This is a genomic window from Variovorax raffinosi, from assembly GCF_051216615.1.
GTDB lineage: Bacteria > Pseudomonadota > Gammaproteobacteria > Burkholderiales > Burkholderiaceae_C > Variovorax.
Genome location: NZ_JBPJZR010000008.1, coordinates 1 through 17,679 on the forward strand (window position 1 = coordinate 1; position 17,679 = coordinate 17,679).

A 17,679-nucleotide genomic window follows, 5' to 3' on the forward strand; every position below is an offset into this window, starting at 1 on the left:
GAACGAGGGCACCACGCAGTCGGCCAGCAGGTTGGCGCCCGAGGTGCGCATGCGATCGAAGTACGGGGCCACGCCCGCTGCGATGGCCGCATCCAGGTACGCCGGCTCGCTGCCGTCAACGCACACGACCACGACCGGGCGCGTCATCCAGCGATAGCTTCTGGCGTTGACTTCGAGTGTCTCCTGTGTCATTTCAGACTTCCTTTTGAGGTGGGTTGTTCGGGGCGGCAACGGGGGCGGCAACAGCGGCTGCATCGGCGCGGCCGAAGGCCTTGTGCATGCGTGCGCGGCTGTCGGCGACATGCTTGCGCAGCGCGGGGCCCGCAATGTCGGGATTGCCGCTGGCAATGGCGTCGACGATGGCGCGGTGCTCGTCGGCCGAGACCCGCAGGCCACCGCCGCTGTCGAGCGCGCGCATTCTGAAAAGGTGCAGCTCCTTGACGAGGCGCTTGTAGGTTTCCGTCAGCTTCTTGCTGCCCGCGGTGTCGAGCAGGATCTCGTGGAACTGCAGGTTGAGTTGCGCGTACTGCTCCACGTCTTGCGCCTGCGCTGCCGAACGCATGGCGTCGAGCATGGCCCGCAGCCGCTCGACCGCGTCGGGCTTGATGGCGAGCGCCACGCGCCGGCCGATGATTTCTTCGAGTGCTTCGCGCAGTTCGTAGATTTCGTCGGCTTCCTCGAATGCGATCTCGCGCACGAAGACGCCCCGGTTCTTTTCGTTGCGCACGAGGCCAGCCTCTTCCAGCGCACGCAGCGCTTCGCGGATCGGGCCACGGCTGGTGTTGAAGCGCTGCGAAAGCTCGCTCTCGTTGATGCGGCTGCCCACGGGAAGCTCGCCCGTCATGATCAAACGCTCGATTTCTTCCTGCATCAGCATCGGCAACGAGCTGGATTGAAGAAACGCGAGGGCGGCGGAGTGATTGCTGGTGACCATGGGGCGTATTTTCCCCAAGGATTGAAAACTGTCAACAATTTTTTATTGACAGTCTTCAATCACCAATCTACATTGCGTTCGCCGGAGCCTGGAACGCCAGTTGCCGGAGCCCGCCACTCACCTCTTTCAGTGACAGCCAGCCCTCTCAGGAGAAAAAGATGACGATGAAACCAAGCACGCGCCGTCTCACGGCGGTTCTGTGTGCGGCAACGCTGAGCCTTGCGGCCAGCGGCGCCGCATGGGCGCAAAAGACCTCGCTCCTGGTCTACACGGCGCTCGAGACCGACGCCATGAAGCTCTACAAGGACGGCTTCGAAAAAGCCAACCCCGACATCGAGGTGAAGTGGGTGCGCGACTCCACCGGCATCGTCACCGCCAAGCTGCTGGCCGAAAAAGCCAATCCGCAGGCCGACGTGGTGGCCGGCCTGGCCGCCAGCAGCCTGGCCCTGCTCGAACAGGAAGGCATGCTGCTGCCCTATGAGCCCAAGGGCTTCAAGGAACTGAACCCCGCCTACTCCGACGCCGCCCGCCCACCGGCCTGGGTCGGCATGGACGTCTGGGCCGCGACCATCTGCTTCAACCGCGTCGAAGCGAAAAAGCTCGGCCTGCCCAAGCCCGAGACCTGGAAGGACCTGGCCAAGCCTGTCTACAAGGGCACTATCTCGATGCCGCATCCGGCCTCCAGCGGCACCGGCTACCTCGACGTGTCGTCCTGGCTGCAGAACATGGGCGACGCCGAAGGCTGGAAGTACATGGACGCGCTGCACCAGAACATCGCGCAGTACGTGCACTCGGGCTCCAAGCCCTGCAAGCAGGCCGGCGCGGGCGAATTCCCCATCGGCATTTCCTTCGAGTTCCGCGCGCACCAGGTCAAGAAGTCGGGTGCGCCGGTCGACCTGATCTTTCCGAAGGAAGGCCTGGGCTGGGACATCGAGGCCACCAGCCTCATGAAGACCAGCGCGAAGCTGCCGCAAGCCAAGCGCTTCGCCGACTGGATGGCCAGCAAGGAAGCCAACCAGATCACCTCCACATGGTGGGCGGTGGTGGCTTACCCCGGCGTGGCCTCGAAGCTGGAAGGCATTCCGGACAACTACGAAAAGCTGCTCGCAAAGAACGACATCAACTGGGCGGCCAAGAACCGAGAACGCATCCTGGCCGAGTGGAGCAAGCGCTACGAAGGCAAGGCTGAACCCAAGTAGGCCCGACGGCATTCCCGACTTTCAATCCGCGGGCGCCGCAGCAGCAGCAGTAGCGATGGCGCCCGCCAACGACGAGTGCGAAAAATGGATATGACCGACACCAAGTTCATTGCCACCCCGGTGCCTGCGAGCGCGCCTGCCGCGCTCGAGATCGTCGGCGTGCGCAAGGACTTCGAATCCTTCAGTGCCCTGCGCGACGTGCACCTGCGCGTGAACCCGGGCGAGATGCTGTGCTTTCTCGGCCCCTCGGGCTGCGGCAAGACCACGTTGCTGCGCATCATCGCGGGGCTGGAGACGCAGACTTCCGGGCAGATATTGCAGAACGGCAAGGACGTGTCGTGGCTCTCGCCTGACAAGCGCGACTACGGCATCGTGTTCCAGTCGTATGCGCTTTTTCCCAATCTCTCGATTGCCGAGAACATCGGCTACGGGCTGGTCAACAGCCGCGCCAAGAGAGGCGAGATCAAGGCGCGCGTCGAAGAGCTGCTCAAGCTCGTCGGCCTGCCGACTTCCGGCAAGAAGTACCCGAGCCAGCTCTCGGGCGGCCAGCAGCAGCGCGTGGCACTCGCCCGCGCCCTCGCCACGCGGCCCGGCCTGCTGCTGCTCGACGAGCCGCTGTCGGCGCTCGATGCGCTGGAGCGCATCCGGCTGCGCGGTGAAATCCGCCGGCTGCAAAAGCAGGTCGGCATCACGACCATCATGGTCACGCACGACCAGGAAGAAGCGCTGTCGATGGCCGACCGCATCGTGGTCATGAACCACGGCGTGATCGAGCAGGTCGGCACGCCCATGGAAGTCTATGAACAGCCGGCCACGCCCTTCGTGGCCGACTTCGTGGGCAAGGTGAATGTGCTGCGCTCGGTGGCGCTGGGCAACCACCGCTTCCAGGTCGGCGACATGGAGCTGCAGTGCGACGCCTGCGATGGTGCCTTCGAGCCCGGCGAAGCCGTCAACCTGTATCTGCGGCCCGAAGACCGCGCGGTCGAGCACCTGGGCGAGGACACGGCCAACCGGCTGCAGGCGCGGGTCACCAAGGTCGAATTTCTCGGCGGCCTGTGCATTGCCGAAGTGACGGCCGATGCGCTGCACGGGCAGACGCTCGGGCTGCACTTCTCGCTCAACCAGTTGCACGACCTGGACATCCGCGAAGGCAACACCATCGACATCGCGCTGCGCGCAAACCGCATCCGCGCTTTTTCCGCCAGTACCGCGAAGCCATGAACACGCTGGCCCACCCTCGCACCGTGCTCGCTGCGTTCACCGCGCGCCCCGTCATGCGCTGGAGCCGCGACGAAACCATTGCCCGCGCCATCCTGCTCGTGGTGATGGTGATGCTGTTCGTGTTCCTCATCGCGCCGCTGCTGACCATCCTGGCGCACGCGGTGCAGGACAAGGAAGGCCGCTTCGTCGGCCTCACCCACTTCATCACCTACTTCCAGACACCCAGCCTGCTGCGTGCGGCGTGGAACTCGATCTGGGTCTCGGCGGCGGTGGTGATGATCTCCGTGCCCATGGCCTTCGTCTTCGCCTATGCGCTCACGCGCAGTTGCATGCCGACGCCGCTGAAGGCGGTGTTTCGCCTCATTGCGCTGATCCCGCTGCTGGCGCCTTCGCTGCTGTCGGCCATTTCATTCGTGCAGTGGTTCGGCAACCAGGGCGCGCTCAAGTTCCTGCTGGGCGGCGTGTCGATCTACGGCGCGCCGGGGATCATCATGGCGGAGGTCTACAACACCTTTCCACATGCGCTGATGATCCTGGTCACGGCCCTGTCGCTGGCCGACGGCCGGCTGTACGAGGCGGCCACCGCGCTGCGCACAAGGCCGTTGCGCCAGTTCATGACCATCACGTTGCCTTCGTGCAAGTACGGCCTGATCAGCGCGGCCACCGTGGTCTTCACCTACGTGGTGAGCGACTTCGGCGCACCCAAGGTGATCGGCGGCAACTTCAACGTGCTGTCGGTCGATGTCTTCAAGCAGGTGGTGGGGCAGCACAACTTTTCCATCGGCGCGGTGGTGGGCATGCTGCTGCTGATTCCGTCGATCATTTCCTTCGTCATCGACTACGTGGTGCGACGCAAGCTGAAGGCGCAGCTCACGGCCCGCTCGGTGCCCTACAGCCCCAAGCGCCGCAAGCTCGCCGATCCGCTGCTGATGCTGTTCTGCGCGGTGGTGTGCGGCCTGCTGCTGGCCACCATCGGCATGGCGATCTACACCTCGCTGATTTCGCTCTGGCCCTACGACCTGTCGTTCACGCTCAAGCACTACCACTTCGTGCTGGTGGAGAGCGACATGGCCGCGGCCTACGGCAACAGCCTGATCGTCGCCATGGCCACCGCCGTGGCCGGCTCGCTCATCGTGTTCGTGGGCGCCTACCTGATCGAGAAGACGCGCAACCTCGGGCTGATGCGCCGCGGCATGCACCTGATGGCAGTGCTGTCGATGGCGGTGCCGGGACTGGTGCTCGGTCTGGGCTATGTGATGTTCTTCAACCATCCGGCCAACCCGCTGAACTTTCTGTACCAGACGATGGCGATATTGATCATCTCGATGGTGGTGCACTACTACACGTCGAGCCATCTCACGGCCGTCACCGCGCTCAAGCAGATCGACAACGAGTTCGAGGCCGTGTCGGCTTCGCTCAAGGTGCCGTTCTTCAAGACCTTCCTGCGCGTGACGGTGCCGGTGTGCCTGCCGGCCATCCTGGACATCGGGCGCTATTTCTTCGTGGTGTCGATGGCCAGCCTGTCGTGCGCCATCTTTCTCTACACGCCCGAGACCATCCTTGCATCGGTCGCGATCATGCATCTGGACGATGCCGGCGACATCGGCCCGGCCTCGGCGCTCGCCAGCCTGATCGTCGTGACCTCGACGCTGGTGTGCATCGCCTACTCGCTGCTCACGCGCGTGCTGCTCTCGCGCACACAGGCCTGGCGCAACCTGAGCCGCGGCTGAACACACAACGCATCTCTCTCATTTCCTTTCCCCGCCTGGAGACACCATGAGTCAAACGCCCTACCCCATCTTGCTCACGCCCGGCCCCCTGACCACTTCGGACCGCACACGCCAAGCGATGCTGCGCGACTGGGGATCATGGGACGCCGACTTCAACCAGATCACCGCACGCATCCGCAAGGAGGTGCTGAACATCGTGCATGGCACGGGCACGCACGAATGCGTTCCGCTGCAGGGCAGCGGCACCTTCTCGGTGGAAGCAGCCATCGGCACCATCGTTCCGCGCAACGGCCATGTGCTGGTGCCGAGCAACGGTGCCTACTGCCAGCGCCTCGCGAAAATCTGCAAGGTGCTGGGCCGCAAGCTGAGCACCATCGACTACACCGAAGACAAGCAGGTGTCGCCGGCCGACGTCGACCGCGCATTGGCTGCGGACCCGAGCATCACGCACGTGGCGGTCGTGCATTGCGAAACCGGCGCCGGCGTGCTCAACCCACTGCACGAGATCGCGGTGGTCGTCGCCAGGCACGGACGCGGACTGATCATCGATGCCATGAGTTCCTTCGGCGCGCTGGAGATCGATGCGCGCAAGACGCCCTTCGATGCCGTCGTCGCCGCATCAGGCAAGTGCCTCGAAGGCGTGCCGGGCATGGGCTTCGTCGTCATCAAGCGCAGCACGCTCGAAAAGTGCGAAGGCAACTGCCACTCGCTGAGCATGGACCTGTACGACCAGTGGGTGTACATGGAGAAGACCACGCAATGGCGCTTCACGCCGCCCACGCACGTGGTCGCGGCGCTCGACACCGCCATTGCGCAGTACATCGAGGAAGGCGGCCTGCCCGCGCGCGGCGGACGCTATGCGCGCAACTGCAAGGGGCTCATCGACGGACTGGCCGCGCTCGGTTTCAGGAGCTTCCTCGACCCCGCGATCCAGGCGCCGATCATCATCACCTTCCACGCGCCCGACGACGCCAACTACAACTTCAAGACCTTCTATCAAGAGGTCAAGAAGCGCGGCTACATCCTCTACCCGGGCAAGCTCACGCAGGTGGAAACCTTCCGCGTCGGCTGCATGGGGCACTTCGGCGAAGCCGGCATTCCGGGCGCGGTGGCAGCCATTGCCGACACGCTCAAGGCCATGAACATCCGGCAGGTCAGCGCACCCGTGGCCGCATGACATGAGCGATACGACGCCGCGCCGCTACATCCTCACGCTGACCTGCCCGGACCGCACGGGCATCGTGGCGGCCGTGGGCAGCTTCATCGCGAGCCACGGCGGCCTGATCACCCAGGCCGCGCAGCACGGCGATGCACTGCACAACCGCTTCTACATGCGCGTGGAAATCCAGGCCGACACGCTGCCCTTCTACCTGGACGAACTGCGCGAACGCTTCGCGCCCGTTGGCAAGCAGTTCGACATGGAGTGGAGCGTGTCCGACAGCTCGGTCAAGAAACGCATGCTGGTGCTGGTGAGCAAGCTCGACCATTGCCTGAACGACCTGCTGCATCGCTGGCGCAACAAGGACCTGCACTGCGAGATTCCGTGCGTGATCTCCAACCACAACGACCTGCGCTCCTTCGTCGAGTGGCACGGCATTCCGTACTTCCATGTGCCGGTGACGCCCGACACCAAGGAGCAGGCCTACGCCGAGGTGGAGCGCCTGTTCCGCGAATTCAGCGGCGACTTCATGGTGCTCGCGCGCTACATGCAGGTGCTGTCCGACGGCATGACCCAGCGCCTGCGCAACCGCATCATCAACATCCACCACAGCTTCCTGCCGGCCTTCGTGGGCGGCAAGCCCTACCACCAGGCCTTCGAGCGCGGCGTGAAGATGACCGGCGCCACCAGCCACTACGTGACCGCCGAGCTGGACGCCGGGCCGATCATCGAACAGGGCGTGATCGACATCGACCACGGCAACTCCATCGAGGAGATGGTGCGCCTGGGCAAGGACATCGAAAAGAGCGTGCTCTCGCGCAGCGTGCGCCACCACCTCGAAGACCGCATCCTGGTCCACCGCAACAAGACAGTGGTCTTCAAGTAGCCCCTCTCTCTCCCTCCCACAGAACAAGCCCCCTCCACACACCATGGCGACGCCACTTCCCTCCCATGCACAGGTCGTCATCGCAGGTGGCGGCATCGCCGGCTGCAGCGCGGCCTACCACCTCACCCGGCTCGGTTGCACCGACGTGATCGTGCTCGAGCAGGGCCAGCTCACCTGCGGCACCACATGGCATGCGGCCGGCCTGGTCGGCCAGTTGCGCGCGAACCGCAGCATGACGAAGATGAGCCGCTACGGCATCGATCTGTATGCCTCGCTCGAAGCCGAGACGGGTCTTGCCACCGGCTGGAAGCAATGCGGCAGCATCACGGTGGCGCGAACACCCGAGCGCATGACGCTGCTCAAGCGCACGATTGCCACGGCGCGCAGCTTCGGCATCGAGGCGGAGTTCATCACGCCCGCTGAAGCGCAAGAGCTGTGGCCCTTGATGCGCGTCGACGATCTCGTGGGCGCAGTCTGGCTGCCCGGCGACGGCAAGGCCAACCCCACAGACCTCACACAGTCGCTGGCCAAGGGCGCGCGCAACCGTGGCGCAAAGATCTTCGAAGGCGTGCAGATCACCGGCACGCTCATCGAGAACGGCCGCATCGTCGGCGTCGAAACCAACCAGGGCACGGTGCGCTGCGAGAGCTTTCTCAACTGCGCGGGCCAGTGGGCGCGCGAGCTGGGCAAGATGTCGGGCGTCAACATCCCGCTGCACTCGGCCGAGCACTTCTACCTGGTCACCAAGGAGATCGAGGGCGTTCATCGTGACCTGCCGGTGCTGCGCGACCCCGACGGCTACATCTACTACAAGGAAGAAGTCGGCGGCCTCGTGATGGGCGGCTTCGAGCCCGTGGCCAAGCCCTGGGGCATGGACGGCATTCCGCCGAAGTTCGAGTTCCAGCTGCTGCCGGACGACATGGACCAGTTCCAGGTGCTGCTCGACGAGGCGGTGCACCGCACGCCGGCCCTTGAGACCACCGAGATCAAGCTGTTCCTGAACGGCCCGGAGAGCTTCACGCCCGACGGCAACTTCATCCTCGGCGAGGCGCCCGAGGTGCGCGGCTATTTCGTGGCCGCCGGCTTCAACTCGGCCGGCATCGCCAACGCGGGCGGCGCGGGCAAGCTGATCGCCGAATGGATCGTCGGTGGTGCCGCGCCGGCCGACCTGCTCGATGTGGACATCCGTCGCTTCGCCCCCTTCAACAGCAACAAGCGCTGGTTGAAGGACCGCACGGTGGAAGCACTGGGCCTGCACTACGCCATGCGCTGGCCGCGCCACGAGCTGGAGTCCGGCCGGCCGCTGCGCCGCTCGCCGCTGTACGACAAGCTCAAGGCCAAGGGCGCCGCGTTCGGCAGCAAGCTGGGGTGGGAGCGCGCGAGCTGGTTCGCGTTGCCGGGCCAGAAGGCACAGGCCCGCTACGGCTTCGGCCGGCCCGACTGGCTCGATGCCTGCATCGAAGAACAGATGGCGGTGCGACGCGATGTGGTCGTCTTCGACCAGACCTCGTTCGGCAAGCTGATGGTGCAGGGCCGCGACGCCGAACAGTTGCTGCAGCGCCTGTGCGCCAACGACGTGGCGATACGCCCCGGCAGCATGGTCTACACCGCATTGCTCAACGAGCGCGGCGGCTTCGAGAGCGATCTCACCGTCATGCGGCTTGAAGCCGACTGCTTCCTCATCATCACCGGCTCTGCGCAGCCGTATCGCGACATCGGGCACATCAAGCGCCACTTGCAGGCAGAAGAGCATGTGACGGTGACGGACGTGACCTCGGGCTACTGCACGCTCACGGTGACCGGCCCGAAGGCGCAGCAACTGCTGTCCCGCGTGACACCGCAGGACTTGCGCAAGGAAGCGTTCCCGCAATCGGCGGTGATCGAGATCGACGTCGGCCATGCGCGTGCACTCGCAGCCAAGGTCTCGTACGTCGGCGGCCCCGGATGGGAGCTGTACATCCCGACCGAGATGGCGGTGCATGTGTACGACACGCTGTTCGAGGCGGGCGCCGACCTGGGCCTGCGCGACGGCGGCTACTACACCATCGATGCGTTGCGCGTCGAGGCCGGGCGCCGCGCCTTCGGCCTCGAACTGGGGCCGGACGAGAACCCGTTCGAGGCTGGCCTGGAATTCGCCGTCCAGCTCGACAAGCCGGTCGCGTTCATCGGCCAGGCCGCACTGGCGAAGATCGCACCAGAGCGCCTTTCCAAGCGGCTGGTGATGTTCTTGCTCGACGACGCGCAGGCTTTCGCCTGGGGCGGCGAGCCGATCCTGCGCAACGGCAAGGCCGTGGGCGAACTGACCTCCACCGCGTACAGCGCAGTGCTGGGGCGGATGGTGGTGATGGGCTACGTGCGCAGCGCCGAGCCGCTGACGCGCGACGAGGCGATGCACGGGCCGTACGAAATCGACATCGCCGGCCAACGCTTCACTGCCACCGCGCAATCGCGCCCACCCTATCCGTCGCTAGTGAAAGCTGCGCTCGATCTCGCGGGCTAATGGTTAACACTGCAGTCATTTGGTTGACCATCGGAAAAGTTCGCCCTTAGAATTTGCGCACAGGTTCAGATTTAAAGACCATCTGTAAGATGGCTTTGTCGCGCCTGCCTGGTTTGCATCGTCTTCTTGCGGAATATTCCAATGGAGACAAGCTGTGCAACCCAACGCGATCAAGATCCGTGGCATCGACGATGTCATCGCCTACCTCGATTCACGACAGGGCATCGTCGGCCGGGCCGCCACCATCTGGTGGCTCGCACTCGGCGGATTGTTCCTCGACGCCTTCTCCAACTCCGCACTGAGCGCGGGCCTCGGGCCCATGACGCGCAACCTGCATCTGAGCGCCGCACAGGTGGCGCTGATGACCTCGCTCGCCTCCTGGGTGGCGATTGCCTTCAACCCCATCGGCGGCTGGATGGCCGACCGCTGGGGCCGCATACGCCCGCTGATCCTTGCCAAGTTCCTGGCCGTGGTCGGCGCCGTGCTGGTGGTGTTCGCGCCCAGCTTCGAGATGATCCTGGTCGGCCGCTTCTTCGTGGGCGCGGCCTACGGCATCGACTTCGCCATTGCGATGGCGGTGCTGGCCGAGTTCACGCCGGCCAAGCTCAAGAGCCGGCTCAACACCTGGCAGGGCATGTGGTACGCGGCGGTGTGCACCAACCTGCTGCTGGCGCTGTTGTTCTACTCGTGGGACGTAGGTGATTCGATCTGGCGCTACTCGGTGGCCGCCACCGCCGTCTTCGGCGTGACCATCCTCGTGCTGCAGCTCACGCTGCTGGTCGAAAGCCCCGTGTGGCTTGCCCGCAAGGAACGGCTCGAAGAAGCCGCGCATGCCATGACCCGCATCTACGCCCAACTGTTCGTTGCCGCGCCGAAGCACGAGCGCGTGCCGGTGCTCAACCAGGCCCGTCGCGGTGCCGCCAACGTGCTGCTGATCTTTCGCGGTGCCTACCTGCAGCGCACGATCCTCGCGGCGACCGTGCAGATCGGCCAGTCGATCCAGTACTTCGCCGTGGGCTGGTACTTGCCGCTGATCAGCGCCACGCTGTTCGGCAAGGATTTTGCGCAGGCCACCATCGGCGCCCTCGCCTTCAACGTCTTCGGCATCTTCGGCGGCTTCCTGTCGCCGTGGATCGGCCGCAAGCTGGGCCTGCGCCGCGCCTCGGCCTTCGGTTTCGCGATGGTGTTCCTGATGCTGCTCACGCTGGGCCTGTTCCATGGCCGCATGCCGCTGTGGCTGGCGGTGATCGTGCCCTCGCTGTTCATCCTCTTCCACTCGGGCGGCCCGGGTGCGAACGGCAAGAGCCTGTCGTCGCTGTCGTTCCGCAGCGAGCTGCGCGCCGGCGCCAACGGAATCATCGGCGCGCTGGGCTCCATCGGCGCGGCGCTGGGCCTCTTGATCTTTCCGCTGTTCCGCGAGAAGTACGGCCTGGAACACACCTTCCTCATCCTGTCGGTCGTGCCGCTGATCGCAAGCGTCATCTGCTTCGTGATCCGCTGGGACCCGACGCGCACCACCATCAACCCCGACAACGAACCCGATGCACCCCAATTCGAGAACGACAAGCCTGCCATCTCCGAGCTTCGCCCGGCCGCAGGGAAAGTGAACTGATGGCGACACCTCAGGACGTGATCCTCTGCATCGACGAGGGCACCTCGGGCACGCGGGCCGCCGTGGTCGGCCGCGACGGCCATGTCTCGTGCCTCGAATACGCGCCGCTGCATGTCGACACGCCCCGCCCCGGCGTGGTCGAGCAGGACGCCAACGCGATCCTCGAGAAAACCCTCGCGGTCTGCCGCGCCAGCATCGCGCAGGCACAGGCGGCGCAGCAGCGCATCGCCGCGCTGGCCATTGCCACGCAGCGCTGCTCGGCCGTGCTCTGGGACACGCACACCGGCCGCGCGCTGGTGCCGGTCATGGTGTGGCAGGACACGCGCTACGTCGATGAACTCGACAAGCTCGCGCCCACCTGGGACAAGCTGCTGGTGCAGCAGTTGGGCCGGCCGGCCGGCGTGCGCTCGCCCTACCTCTGGGCCGCGCACCACATCCGCGAAACCGAAGCCGTCGCCCGTGCCTTCGAACAACGCCGCCTGGCCTTCGGCACCATCGACAGCTGGCTGCTGTGGCACCTGTCCACGCAGCGCGCCTGCGTGACGACGCCGACCAACGTGACCTCGGCCAGCGCCTACGTCATGGGCGGCCACCGCTACCAGCTCGACTGGATCGACGCCCTCGGCTTCCCGCGCGAACTGCTGCCCGAATTGCGCGAAGACGCGGACGACTTCGGCCGCACCCGCGTCGATCTGCTCGGCATCGACGTGCCCATCCTCGCCTGCGCCGGCGACCAGCATGCGGGCGCGATCGGCCTGGGCTGCCTCGACCGCGAGCAGGCCATGTGCGTGCACGGCACGGGCAGCTTCGTCGACGTGATCACCGGGCCGGTGCTGCCGGTGCATGCCGGCCTGCACGACGGCACGCTCACCATGACCGCGCGGCGTGCGCAGGGCGTGTCGCATTTCGCGGTAGAGACCTATGTGGCCACCACCGGCTCCGCATTGAACTGGGTCTGCGAAAAGCTGCAGTGGTTCGACAACGCCGAGCAGATCAGCAGCATGGCCGCCACCGCCGGTTCGTCGCGCGACGTGACCTTCATTCCCGCGCTGACCGGCTTTCGCGTGCCCGCCATGGAGCCCGCCGCGCGCGCATCGCTCACCGGCATCTCGATGGCGACCACGCGCGCCGAAGTCGCCCGCGCCATCCTCGAAGGCATCGCGCATTCGGTGGCCTCGTGCATTCAATCGAACGAAGACGTGTCCGGCGTCAAGGTGTCCGAGCTGGTGGTGGGCGGCGGCCTTTCGGGCAGCTCCGCGCTGCTGCAGATCCAGGCCGACCTCACCGGCATGCCGGTGCGGCGCATGAAGGAAACCGACCGCGCCAGCCTGCGCGGCATCGCCTTTCTCGCCGGTTCCTCCGGTCTCTTGTGGAACTCGCTGCAGGAAGCCCGCGCCACGCTGGCCACCGACGCGGTGTTCGAGCCCGGCATCCATGCCGATGAACGCAAGGCCCGCCGCACGCTGTGGCATGCCCGCGTGAATTCGGAACTCGCGCACGCACGCAATTTCAAGAACACAACCCCAGGAGAGCTTTCAAGATGATGGGTCTGCCATCCTTTCGATCCGGCAAAGACCGGGCCGAGATGACAAGCACCGAAGCGCTGCGGCTGAACCGGCAGGACCTGCTGGCGCGGCTCGGCGACGAGACATTCGACATCGTGATCGTCGGCGGCGGCGTCACCGGCGCCTATGCGGCGCTCGATGCCAGCCTGCGCGGCTATCGCGTGGCGCTGGTCGAGAAAGACGACTTCGCCTTCGGCACCTCGTCCAAGTCGTCCAAGATGGTCCACGGCGGCCTGCGCTACATCGAGCAGGGCAACCTGGGCCTGGTGCGCCACTCGCTGCTGGAGCGCCAGCGCCTGCGCCGCAATGCCCGGCACCTGGTGCAGCGCCTGCCCTTCCTGTTTCCGGTGATGGAGCGCGAAGGCGTGTTCGACAAGCGACTGGCCAAGGCCTTCGAGAGCCTGCTGTGGACCTACGACATCGCCGGCGGCTGGCGCGAAGGCATCCTGCACCAGAAGCTGACCAAGGCCGAGGTGCTGTCGCACTGCCCCACCTTCAAGGACGAGCACCTGACCGGCGGCTTCATGTACTTCGATGCGCGGGTCGACGACGCGCGCCTCACGCTGAACATCGCGCGCACCGCCGCCTTCCACGGCGCTGCGGTGCTCAACCATGCGAAGGCCATCGAGATCACGCGCGACGGGCACGGCAAGGTCGACGGCGTGGTGGTGCAGGCCGACGGCCGCGAGATCCGCGCGCGCGCCGGCGTCGTCATCATGGCCACCGGCGTGTGGCTGCGCGACTGGGACGGCCGCAAGAAGAGCGAAGAAAAAACGCTGAACATCCGCCCCGCCAAGGGCGTGCACGTGGCAATTCCGTGGCTGAAGATCCGCAACGACTGCACCGTGACCATTCCGGTGCCGGGCCGCAACCGGCGCGCGACCATCACGCGCTGGGGCAACGTCTCGTACCTGGGCACCACCGACGAAGACTACGAAGGCAACCTCGACGACGTATGCTGCACGCGCGAAGAGCTCGACTTTCTGCTCGACGGCGCGCGCTCCGCGCTCAAGACCGACCTGAGGGCGGAAGACGTGGTCGGCAGCATCGCCGGCTGCCGGCCGCTGGTGGCGCCGCCCGGCGGCAAGACGCTGGAGATCAAGCGCAACCACGAGATTCGCGTGGCGCCCGACGGCCTGGTGACCATCGTCGGCGGCAAGCTCACGACCTCGCGCCACATGGCCGAGCAGACCATCGACGCGGCGCAGAAAGTCATCGGCCAACGCAACGGCTGCAAGACCAAGTCGGCCTTCCTGCTGGGCGCCGCAGGGTACGACGCGCAGGCCATCATGGCCTCGGGCGGCATCTCGGCCCACCTGGGCGAGCGCTACGGCACCGAGGCGCGCTTCGTCAGCGACATCCTGCAGGAAGACCCCGGCCTGCTGCGCCCCATCGTCGAAGGCCTGCCGTACAGCGAGGCGGAAGTCGTCTACGCGGTGCGCCACGAACTCGCCTGCACCGTCGACGACGTGTTGTCGCGGCGCATCCGCGCGCGCCTCATGGCGCGCGACGCCTCGGGCCGCGCGGCAGCGCGGGTCGGCGAAATCCTCCAGGCCGAACTCGGCCTGTCCCCCTCGGAAACGGCGCAGCAGGTCGCGAGCTACCGCGCCGCCATCGAGCATGAAAAAACCATCCTTATGGGAGTCCAGTAAATGATCAGCAAAGACGCCATCCAACGCGGCTATAACCGCCGCAACTACATCGTGGGCGCCCACACGCCGCCGGCCTACGCCAAGACAATCACCGCCACCGACGGCCCGCCCGGCCTGCAGCGCGCCCCCGTCAGCGTGGCGCCGGCGCACATCGATGCGCTGCGCAAGGCGTCCGACGAAGTGCTTACCGACACCGGCAGCGTGGTCGAGTGGACGCGCGACTGGTGGGCCGGCTCGATGGTCTCGGAAACCGGCGGCAAGCCCGCCACCCCGCAGGCCGTGATCGTGCGGGTCTCGACGGTCGAGCAGATCCAGGCCGTCATGCGCATCGCGAATGCGGCGTCGATTCCGGTCACCGTGTCGGCCGGCCGCAGCAACGTCACCGGCGCGGCGCTGCCGGTGCGCGGCGGCATCGTGCTGGACGTGTGCGAGCTGAACAAGATGATCGGCTTCGATGTCGGCAGCCAGATCGTCGAGGTCGAGGCCGGCATGTTCGGCGACGTCTTCGAGGAAACCATCCAGCGCGAGCACGGCATGACGATGGGCCACTGGCCTTCGTCCTTCGGCATCAGCACGGTCGGCGGCTGGGTCGCCTGCCGCGGCGCGGGCCAGCTCTCGACCCGCTACGGGAAGATCGAGGACATGGTGTTCGGCATGGACGTGGTGCTGGCCGACGGCAGCCTCGTCACCGTGGGCGGCTACTCGCGCGCGGCGGTGGGCTCCGACCTGCAGCAGCTGTTCATCGGTTCGGAAGGCACGCTCGGCGTGATCGTGCGCGTGCGGCTGAAACTGCACCGCCTGCCGGACTACGGCCGCGCCATCGCCTACGGTTTCGACAGCTTCGCCATCGGCCTGGAGGCCTGCCGCGAGATCATGCAGCGCGGTGCCAACCCGGCGGCGCTGCGGCTGTACGACGCGCTCGAAAGCCGCGTGCAGTTCAACCTCGAAGACACGCACGTGCTGCTGATTGCCGACGAAGGCGCGCCCGAAATGGTGGACGCCGTCATGACCATCAGCGAACGCGTGTGCAAGGAACTCGGCCGCCAGCTCGACGGCCCGGTCATCTTCGAGCGCTGGCTCGACACCCGCTACCTCACCGGCAAGAGCGCCGAGGGCTTCAAGCGCAGCCCCGGCTTCGTGGCCGACACGCTGGAGATGAGCGGCCGCTGGAGCGACCTGCCCGCCATTTACGACGAAGTGGTTGCCGCCATCAACGCGGTGCCCGGCACGCTGGCCGGCTCGGCGCACCAGTCGCACGCCTACGTGGACGGCGCGTGCCTGTACTTCTCGCTGCGCGGCGAAGTGGAAGTGGAAAACCGGGGCCGCTGGTATCGCCAGGCCTGGGACGCCGCCAACGCGGTGCTGGTGCGCCACAATGCCGCGCTGAGCCACCACCATGGCGTGGGCCTGCTGCGTGCGCCGTACATGGCCGATTCGCTGGGCAGTGCCTTCCCGGTGCTGGAGGCGATCAAGCGCACGCTCGATCCGAAGAATATTTTGAACCCGGGCAAGCTCGGCCTGACCGACAAGCTGCCCCAGACCGAAGACTGAGTTTCACCGAATGGACCGCTCCCTTGGCGCGCGACTTGCGCGGCATCCGATCATCGCGACGCTCTACGGCGCCGAGCAGATCGACGCCTTCATCGACAGCCCCACCGAAATCGCCATCGTGGCGAACGTGGAGCTGCGCAAGCTGCAGGCCGTGGTGGCGACCATCACCCGCGCCGACAAGATCGTCATCGTCAACATCGACAGTTGCGAAGGCATCTCGCCGGACAAGGGCGGCGTGGAGTACCTGGCCGAGATCGGCGCGACCAGCCTGGTGTCCACCCGCGTGGCCACCATCCAGCGCGCCAACCGGGCGGGTCTTCTCACGATGCAGAAGGTGTTCGTGACGGACCGCTCGACCTGGCCGCGCAGCGTGAAGGCGCTGGAGCAGAGCGACCCGAACCTCGTGCAACTGATGCCGGCGCCCATGCTCCCCCACATCTCGGCCAAGGAGCGCAACGCGCTGCCGCCGATCGTGGCCTCGGGGTTCGTCATCACGCGGGACGACGTGCGCAGTGCATTGGCGGCGGGTGCGGTGGCGGTGTCCACGAGCGATGCGGCGATGTGGAGCCTGGACACCAAGCTGCTCAACATCGACGAGCTGCGCCCGCGTTAGTCGGACCTGCCACGCCTGCGGCAGGCTGTAGCAAAAGTGCCGCAATCCAGCCCCTGCGATCACGTAGCATCCGGCCATGAGCTACACCGTGAAACTGATCGATTTTCCCGATGCGCCACATGACGTCATCGCCACCGCCGAAACGCGCTTCCGCCGCGAACTCGACAAGCTCCTGGGCGACGGCGTCGAACAGGCACTGAAGGCCTTCGAGAACGCCAGCGAGTCGAGCGCCGACGAACTCACCAAGGAAGAAATCGGGCTGGCCGCCAGTTGGGCCAAGGCCTACGAAGCGGCCAAGACGGCGGGCTTTCGCGCACTCGGCGAGTCCGATGAAGCGTACTTCGAAGTCCGGGCCGACTGACGCACGCAAGCGGCCGCAGCCGCTGCGTCAGGCCGTCCTGTAGCCGCGCAGGCCGCCCAGGTCGAGCACCGTCAACCCCCGCTTTTCAAGGCGGATCAATTCCAGCGCCTGGAAACGCTGCAACGCCACGTTCACGCGCTGCCGCGACACATTCGCGAGCAGGCCGATCTCGGTCTGCCCCACTTGCAGGAAGCGCGGCGCATCGGGATACAGCTCGGGGTTGAACAGGCTGGCCAGGCAGTTCGCGACGCGTGCGTCGGTGTCCAGCAGCCGCTCGCGTTCCAGCGCGCCGATGAACAGGCTGAGCCGCGCGTTGAGCAACTCCTGCAGATAGTGGTTGAAAGGCACGCTGGTGCCGCGCAGCCATTCGAAGGTGCGACGCGGCATCAGCGCCACGCGCGTGGGCCGCAGCGCGAACACGTCGTAGCGGCGTTCCTCGTGCTTGAAGAGCGAGCCTTCGCCGAACCACACGCCGGACGAGACACCGGTGAGCGTCGAGACCCGGCCGTCCTCCGATGCCACCGACATCTTGGCGAAGCCGTCGATCACCCCCATCCAGTGTTCGACCAACTGCCCCGCGCGTGCAATGCAGCCGCCGCGCGCGAACTGCCGCTCCTGCATGCTGCCCAGCACATGCTCCAGGTCGGCATGCGGCAGGGCCCGCGCCCACACCGAGCGCCGCACCATCTCTTCCAC

Annotated in this window: 14 protein-coding genes and 1 pseudogene; 12 read left to right on the plus strand and 3 right to left on the minus strand. The window is 66.1% G+C overall.

Translation table 11 applies throughout. The features are described from left to right. Positions 1-192 (minus strand): annotated as a pseudogene (locus ACSFB7_RS22565) (phosphonoacetate hydrolase); the annotation flags it as partial. 1 nt (position 193) lies between these two features. After that, entirely contained in the window at positions 194-934 is a 741-nt protein-coding gene (locus tag ACSFB7_RS22570) for a phosphonate utilization associated transcriptional regulator (RefSeq protein ID WP_435474134.1), read from the minus strand. Positions 935-1,098: 164 nt separating this feature from the next. Here ACSFB7_RS22570 and ACSFB7_RS22575 point away from each other — a divergent pair, with 164 nt between their 5' ends. The 12 genes from ACSFB7_RS22575 to ACSFB7_RS22630 all read left to right on the plus strand — a co-directional run bounded on the left by ACSFB7_RS22575 (position 1,099) and on the right by ACSFB7_RS22630 (position 16,983). Next, a complete protein-coding gene (locus tag ACSFB7_RS22575; protein ID WP_435474717.1) occupies positions 1,099-2,133 on the plus strand; it encodes a putative 2-aminoethylphosphonate ABC transporter substrate-binding protein in 1,035 nt (344 codons plus the stop codon). An 84-nt stretch (positions 2,134-2,217) separates the two neighbouring features. Beyond that, a complete protein-coding gene (locus ACSFB7_RS22580) occupies positions 2,218-3,354 on the plus strand; it encodes a putative 2-aminoethylphosphonate ABC transporter ATP-binding protein (RefSeq protein ID WP_435474136.1) in 1,137 nt (378 codons plus the stop codon). Continuing rightward, complete coding sequence (locus tag ACSFB7_RS22585) at positions 3,351-5,084, plus strand: putative 2-aminoethylphosphonate ABC transporter permease subunit (RefSeq protein WP_435474138.1); 1,734 nt, start codon at positions 3,351-3,353, stop codon at positions 5,082-5,084. Before ACSFB7_RS22580 ends, ACSFB7_RS22585 begins: the two co-directional genes overlap by 4 nt. Before the next feature lie 46 nt (positions 5,085-5,130). Next, complete coding sequence (locus ACSFB7_RS22590) at positions 5,131-6,261, plus strand: 2-aminoethylphosphonate--pyruvate transaminase (RefSeq protein WP_435474140.1); 1,131 nt, start codon at positions 5,131-5,133, stop codon at positions 6,259-6,261. Between the two features lies 1 nt (position 6,262). Continuing rightward, positions 6,263-7,129, plus strand: coding sequence for a formyltetrahydrofolate deformylase (gene purU, locus ACSFB7_RS22595; protein WP_435474142.1), 867 nt, complete (start codon positions 6,263-6,265; stop codon positions 7,127-7,129). 43 nt (positions 7,130-7,172) lie between these two features. Next, positions 7,173-9,629 (plus strand): GcvT family protein, encoded by a 2,457-nt coding sequence (locus tag ACSFB7_RS22600; RefSeq protein ID WP_435474144.1) that lies wholly within the window; start codon positions 7,173-7,175, stop codon positions 9,627-9,629. Positions 9,630-9,783: 154 nt separating this feature from the next. Continuing rightward, complete coding sequence (locus tag ACSFB7_RS22605) at positions 9,784-11,241, plus strand: MFS transporter (protein ID WP_435474146.1); 1,458 nt, start codon at positions 9,784-9,786, stop codon at positions 11,239-11,241. Further along, the gene (locus ACSFB7_RS22610) at positions 11,241-12,785 is read left to right on the plus strand and encodes an FGGY family carbohydrate kinase (RefSeq protein ID WP_435474148.1); all 1,545 of its coding nucleotides are present in this window, start codon (positions 11,241-11,243) and stop codon (positions 12,783-12,785) included. Before ACSFB7_RS22605 ends, ACSFB7_RS22610 begins: the two co-directional genes overlap by 1 nt. Further along, a complete protein-coding gene (locus ACSFB7_RS22615) occupies positions 12,782-14,458 on the plus strand; it encodes a glycerol-3-phosphate dehydrogenase/oxidase (protein WP_187110881.1) in 1,677 nt (558 codons plus the stop codon). The genes ACSFB7_RS22610 and ACSFB7_RS22615 overlap by 4 nt, the downstream gene beginning before the upstream one ends. Then, positions 14,459-16,009 (plus strand): FAD-binding oxidoreductase, encoded by a 1,551-nt coding sequence (locus ACSFB7_RS22620; RefSeq protein WP_435474150.1) that lies wholly within the window; start codon positions 14,459-14,461, stop codon positions 16,007-16,009. 10 nt (positions 16,010-16,019) lie between these two features. Continuing rightward, on the plus strand, positions 16,020-16,622 hold the full coding sequence (locus tag ACSFB7_RS22625; RefSeq protein ID WP_435474152.1) for a glycerol-3-phosphate responsive antiterminator: 603 nt from the start codon (positions 16,020-16,022) through the stop codon (positions 16,620-16,622). A 76-nt stretch (positions 16,623-16,698) separates the two neighbouring features. Then, positions 16,699-16,983: a hypothetical protein gene (locus ACSFB7_RS22630; protein ID WP_435474154.1), complete on the plus strand. Its 285-nt coding sequence runs from the start codon at positions 16,699-16,701 to the stop codon at positions 16,981-16,983. 27 nt (positions 16,984-17,010) lie between these two features. Here the strand turns inward: ACSFB7_RS22630 and ACSFB7_RS22635 are convergent, their stop codons facing one another. Then, complete coding sequence (locus ACSFB7_RS22635) at positions 17,011-17,670, minus strand: Crp/Fnr family transcriptional regulator (protein WP_435474719.1); 660 nt, start codon at positions 17,668-17,670, stop codon at positions 17,011-17,013. Positions 17,671-17,679: the final 9 nt, after the last annotated feature.

What these genes read in the sequence shown, in the direction of transcription:
- ACSFB7_RS22570 (WP_435474134.1), bottom strand. Translation starts at nt 934, where the DNA reads ATGGTCACCAGCAATCACTCCGCCGCCCTCGCGTTTCTTCAATCCAGC.
- ACSFB7_RS22575 (WP_435474717.1), top strand. Translation starts at nt 1,099, where the DNA reads ATGAAACCAAGCACGCGCCGTCTCACGGCGGTTCTGTGTGCGGCAACG.
- ACSFB7_RS22580 (WP_435474136.1), top strand. Translation starts at nt 2,218, where the DNA reads ATGGATATGACCGACACCAAGTTCATTGCCACCCCGGTGCCTGCGAGC.
- ACSFB7_RS22585 (WP_435474138.1), top strand. Translation starts at nt 3,351, where the DNA reads ATGAACACGCTGGCCCACCCTCGCACCGTGCTCGCTGCGTTCACCGCG.
- ACSFB7_RS22590 (WP_435474140.1), top strand. Translation starts at nt 5,131, where the DNA reads ATGAGTCAAACGCCCTACCCCATCTTGCTCACGCCCGGCCCCCTGACC.
- purU (WP_435474142.1), top strand. Translation starts at nt 6,263, where the DNA reads ATGAGCGATACGACGCCGCGCCGCTACATCCTCACGCTGACCTGCCCG.
- ACSFB7_RS22600 (WP_435474144.1), top strand. Translation starts at nt 7,173, where the DNA reads ATGGCGACGCCACTTCCCTCCCATGCACAGGTCGTCATCGCAGGTGGC.
- ACSFB7_RS22610 (WP_435474148.1), top strand. Translation starts at nt 11,241, where the DNA reads ATGGCGACACCTCAGGACGTGATCCTCTGCATCGACGAGGGCACCTCG.
- ACSFB7_RS22615 (WP_187110881.1), top strand. Translation starts at nt 12,782, where the DNA reads ATGATGGGTCTGCCATCCTTTCGATCCGGCAAAGACCGGGCCGAGATG.
- ACSFB7_RS22620 (WP_435474150.1), top strand. Translation starts at nt 14,459, where the DNA reads ATGATCAGCAAAGACGCCATCCAACGCGGCTATAACCGCCGCAACTAC.
- ACSFB7_RS22625 (WP_435474152.1), top strand. Translation starts at nt 16,020, where the DNA reads ATGGACCGCTCCCTTGGCGCGCGACTTGCGCGGCATCCGATCATCGCG.
- ACSFB7_RS22630 (WP_435474154.1), top strand. Translation starts at nt 16,699, where the DNA reads ATGAGCTACACCGTGAAACTGATCGATTTTCCCGATGCGCCACATGAC.
- ACSFB7_RS22635 (WP_435474719.1), bottom strand. Translation starts at nt 17,670, where the DNA reads ATGGTGCGGCGCTCGGTGTGGGCGCGGGCCCTGCCGCATGCCGACCTG.